This window comes from Streptomyces sp. bgisy159 (assembly GCF_057707805.1).
In genome coordinates this window covers 1-4943 of the sequence record NZ_JBYIQX010000095.1, presented here as the reverse complement: position 1 = coordinate 4943, position 4943 = coordinate 1, and the positions used below count along the sequence as shown (strand labels likewise).

Annotated in this window: 2 protein-coding genes; both read left to right on the top strand. The window is 74.4% G+C overall.

Annotated features, from left to right (window positions below):
* Positions 1 to 2064 (top strand): SpnB-like Rossmann fold domain-containing protein (locus AC3ET3_RS35845; RefSeq protein WP_435613704.1); only part of this gene is annotated, 2064 nt, incomplete at its 5' end.
* Between the two features lie 386 nt (positions 2065 to 2450).
* Positions 2451 to 4943: AMP-binding protein (locus AC3ET3_RS35840; protein WP_435613703.1), on the top strand; the 2493-nt coding region annotated here is incomplete at its 3' end.

Genomic DNA, 4943 nt, shown 5'->3' with positions numbered 1-4943 from the left:
TACCCCCTTCGGCTTCCCCGTAACCGGAGTGCCGGCCGGCCGGACGCCGCACGGACACCCCGTGCCGTGTGGCGGCGCGGGCACGACGTCTTCGTCGAGGTGGCGCTGCCCGACTGGGTGACCGGCCAGGACCGTCACGCGCTGCATCCGGCGCTGGTGGACGCGGCGCTGGCGGGTGCGCTGGGCGCGGCCGGAGCGGCGTCCCCGGACGGCGCCGCCCCCGTGGTGGCGGTGCGCTGGCGGGATGTGACCCTGCACGCCACCGGCGCCTGTGTGCTGCGGGTACGGCTGCGGGAGACGGCGGACGGCTCCTGGAACCTGGAGGCGGCCGACGGCGCCGGGGACCCGGTGCTCAGTGCGCGTACGGTGACCGGCGCACCGCTGCGCGGCGACGCCCTACGAGCGGCATCGGCGGCACAGCAGGACGCCCTGTTCGAGGAGTCCTGGCGGCCCTGCGACCTTCCCCGGGCGTCGGGCGGCCCGTCCAGGTGGGCGGTGGTCGGTCCGGACGCGCCTCGGATGCGGGAGGCCCTGTTGTCGGCAGGCCGGCACAGTGAGGCGCATCCCGATCTGCCGTCACTGCTGCGCGCGGTCGGACGGGGCACGCCGGTCCCGGACGTCATGGTGGTCCGTCCGACTCCGCGCGACGGAGCGGACCCGGCGCAGGCGGTGCGCGCCGCGGTGGGTGAAGCCCTCACGTGGGTACGGCACTTCGCCGATCCCCGGCTGGCGCGGGCCCGACTGGTCGTGGTGACCCGGAACGCGGTCGCCACGGACGACGCGACGATGCCGGACGCGGCCTCGGCGGCCGTACGGGGTCTGGTCGCAGCGGTGCAGGACCGGGCCCCGGGGCGCTTCGTTCTGCTCGACACCGACGAGGAAGGCCGTTGCTGGGGCCGCGTGGAGGACGCCGTCGCCGGGGGCGAACCACAACTGGCCCTGCGCGAGGGCAGGGTGCTCGCGCCGCGTGCGGTGCGTGTCCCCGTCGTAGCACAGGAGACCGCCTCCGCCGGGCGTACGGCCCTGTTCGTCGGCGTCGAGACGGAGGGTCCGGTCGAGACACTCCTGGCCCGGGCCGGTGACGGCAAGGGGCCCACTGCGGACGGGCCGCTGCTGACGGGACCGTTCGCGAAGAACGTCGCCGACCGGCTCGCTCCGTCCGCGGGAACCGCCGAGCTGCTGCGCTGGGACCCCGTGGATCCGGCCGGGACGGTGCGGGCACTGCTCGACCGCGCTCCCCGCACGGTGGTGTTGACCGCGGCGGTGTCCGCCGACGGCTCGTCGGCGGACACGCAGGCCGACGTGGACGCCGCACTGCGTCCGTTGATCGACCCGGCGGCGGAGCTCGTGCGATCGGCACCGGGACGGGACATCGCCTCCGTCGTGTTCGCGACGCCGCCGCCCTCCGCGGCCGGGCCGGCGGACGCGGCGGTGGCGGCGGTGTTCGACGTGTGGGCCCGCACCCTGCGGCAGGCGGGGGTGTCGGCGGTGTCCGTGCGCGGCCCCGCGGGGGCCACTGACGAGGCGGCCGATCTGTTCGCCGCGGCCGTCGCCACGGGCCGGACCTCGCTCACCGCGCAGCGGCCGGACCTGTCCGTCCCGCACCGGACCGGCCCCGTCACCGCGACGGCCGCGCTGCTCCGGGACACCGCGGGCGGGGCCGTGCGGCGAACGGCGCGCGACGCGGCGGCCGACCCCGCGGCGCTGCGCCGCCGACTGGCGGCGCTCACCTCCGCCGAGCAGGAGGAGACCGTGCTGCGGCTGGTGCGCGACCGGTTCGCGTCGGTGCTCGGGCTCACCACGGCCGGGCGTATACCGGAGGAGGCGGAGGTCCGCGACCTCGGATTCGATTCCCTGACCGCGCTGACCGCACGCGACGCGCTGGAGTCGGCGACGGGGCTCCCCCTGCCCGCGTCGGTCGTCTTCGACTTCACCACACCGGCGGGACTGGCCCGCCATCTCAAGAGGGAACTGCTCGCCTCTGGTGGGATCGGCACCCGGTGCGCGTCGGTCGGCCCGGAGCAGGGTGCGGAGTTCGGAGCTGTCGATGACGTGGGCCCGTGAGGGAAGGACACGGTGGAGCAGGGCGGTCTGCGCCGCATCCCGGTCACCGGCCCGGCGCCCGTCCACCGGCACTCGCTCCTCTGGCGCCGCGACCATGCCCAGCCGGGCGCCGGCCATCCTCCGCACTCACCTCGCCGCCACGACGGTCGGCCACGACGCCGCCGGGACCTGGGCACCGGGCTGGGTGCTTCCGCGCTGAACACCCCCTCCGGCGCGCGTTCCGGCCGGTCACGGCGCCTGCCGGATCTAGAGAAAGACCTAACCCGCCCGCGCCCATACTGGCCCCGTAGGCCGGGGTTGGGAGATCCCCGCCGTTCGCGTGCCCGGCGGCCCGGACCGCCGAAGTCGTGCGTCTCCGTTGCCAAGGTGATTGGAAGTCGAGCGTCGTGACTGAGAAGCCCCGTGTTGCGCTGGTCCGGCCGGTGCATGAGATCCTCGCGGACCACGCCCGGGAACGTCCGGACGCGCGGGCCTTCCAGGACGGCCGCCGTGCCGTCACCTACGGCGCTCTGGAACGCCGCACACGATTCCTGGCCGGCCATCTGGTCGCGCGCGGAGTCGGCCGTGGTGACCGTGTCCTGCTGCGCATGGGCAACCGGGTCGAGATGGTGGAGAGTTACCTCGCCGTCGCGCGGGCGGGAGCCGTCGGTGTCCCGGTCGACCCGAAGTCCTCCGACGCCGAACTCACCCACCACCTGACCGACAGCGGTGCCCGCACGGTCATCACCGGTGTGGCGCAACTGCCGCAGGTGGAGCGGACGTCGAGGGGCGCACTCGACGGTGCTCCGATCGTCGTCGGCGCCGCCGAACCCGTTCCCGGCGCCGACGACTTCGAGCAGCTCGCCGTCACCCCGCCCGCCACCGACGCGCGGGACGACCTCGAACTCGACGAAACCGCCTGGATTCTCTACACGTCGGGCACCACCGGCCGCCCCAAGGGTGTGGTGTCGACCCAGCGCAAGTCCCTGTGGGCGACCGCTGCCTGCACCGCGACGATCCTCGGCCTGTCCGCCGACGACCGGGTGGTGTGGCCCATGCCGCTCCACCACGCCGCCTCGCACAACATCGGCGTGCTCGCCACGCTGGCCGTCGGCGCGTCCGCGTACATCCTGGAGGGCTCGGCCCCGGACGAGATCATCGAGACCGTCCGCAGCGAACGCGCCTCCTTCCTGGTCAACTCCCCCAGCACCTACCGCCGCATGGTGGAGCTGGCACGCGAGGACGGGATGGAACTGCCCGGGCTGCGGGTGTGCATGGCGGCCGGCTCCGTCTGCCCGCCCGAACTGCACCTCGACTTCGAGGCCGCCTTCGGCGTACGGCTCGTGGACAGCTACGGCAGCAGCGAGACCGGAGGCGCCATCACCACCCAGGCGCCGGGCGGGGAGCGCGTCCCGGGCTCCTGCGGGACTCCCCTGCCCGGCCTCCGGCTGCGACTGACCGACCCCCGCACGGGCGAGGAGGTGGCCGCCGGCGAGGAGGGTGAGATCTGGGTGCACAGCCCGGCCACCATGGTCGGCTACCACAACGACCCGGAGGCCAGCCGGGCCGTCCTCGTGGACGGCTGGTACCGCACCGGCGACCTCGGCCGACTGGATGCGGCGGGCCGACTCGGCATCACGGGGCGGACCAAGGAACTCATCGTCCGCGGCGGCGAGAACATCCATCCCGCCGAGGTCGAGCGGGTCCTCGCCGGAGTGCCCGGCGTGGCCGAAGCGGCAGTGGCCGGCACACCCCACGCCGTACTCGGCGAGGTGCCCGTCGCCTATCTGGTGCCGGGGCCCGACGGCCCCGAGGGCATCGACACCGGACAGCTCCTGGAGACATGCCGCCGTGAACTGTCCTACTTCAAGGTGCCCGACGAGTTCCGCCTCGTCGACGCCATCCCGCGGACGTCGAGCGGCAAGACCGCCCGCCGGCACCTGGCGGCGCTGACCACGACGCTCCTCCTCGTCAACCCGGCGGTGAACGTCCGCCCCGGCACGGCACCCACCGCATCGCCCGCGGCGACCGGTGACTCAAGGCCGTCCGGTCCGTCCGATCCATCCGGTCCGTCTGTTCCATCCGGTCCATCGGGTAAGACCGGTCCGTCCGGTCCGTCCGCAGCCAGGCACGAGCTGCTCACCCTGGTGCGTTCCGTGATCGCCGACATCCTCGGTCTGCCGTCCGTCCAGGAGGTGACTCCCGACCGGCCCCTGCACGAGCTCGGCTTCGACTCTCTCTCCGCCGTGGCCCTGCGCGACCGTTTGTCCGCCGCCACCGGGCACCGTCTCACGGCCGCCGTGGCCTACGACCACCCGACTCCGCAGGCCCTCACCCAGTATCTCGAGGGGCTGGCCCACGGCGGGCCGGCCCCCGGGGAGGCGGCAGGGGAGTCCGGGGCCGCGACGACCGAGCGGGACGAGCCCATCGCCATCGTGGCGATGGGCTGCCGCCTGCCGGGCGGCACCCGGACACCGGAGGAGTTCTGGCACCTGCTCATGGCGGAGACCGACGCGGTCGGCCCGCTCCCGGAGGACCGTGGCTGGGACCTCGACCGTCTCCTCGACGACGGAGGCGACGGCGGCGGCAAGTCGTCCGCCCGCCAGGGCGCCTACCTGGACGGCGCCGGAACCTTCGACGCCGCGTTCTTCGGGATATCGCCGCGCGAGGCGCTGGCGATGGACCCGCAGCAGCGGCTGCTCCTGGAGACCGCGTGGGAGACCTTCGAGCGCGCCGGCATCGACCCGGCCACGCTGAAGGGCAGCCGGACCGGCGTCTTCGCCGGTGTGATGCACGGAGGTTACGGCCCGGGCCTCTACGACCGTTCCCCGCGCGACCTCGAGGGCTACCTCGGCAACGGCGCCGCCGTCAGCGTGGCCTCCGGCCGCATCTCCTACTCA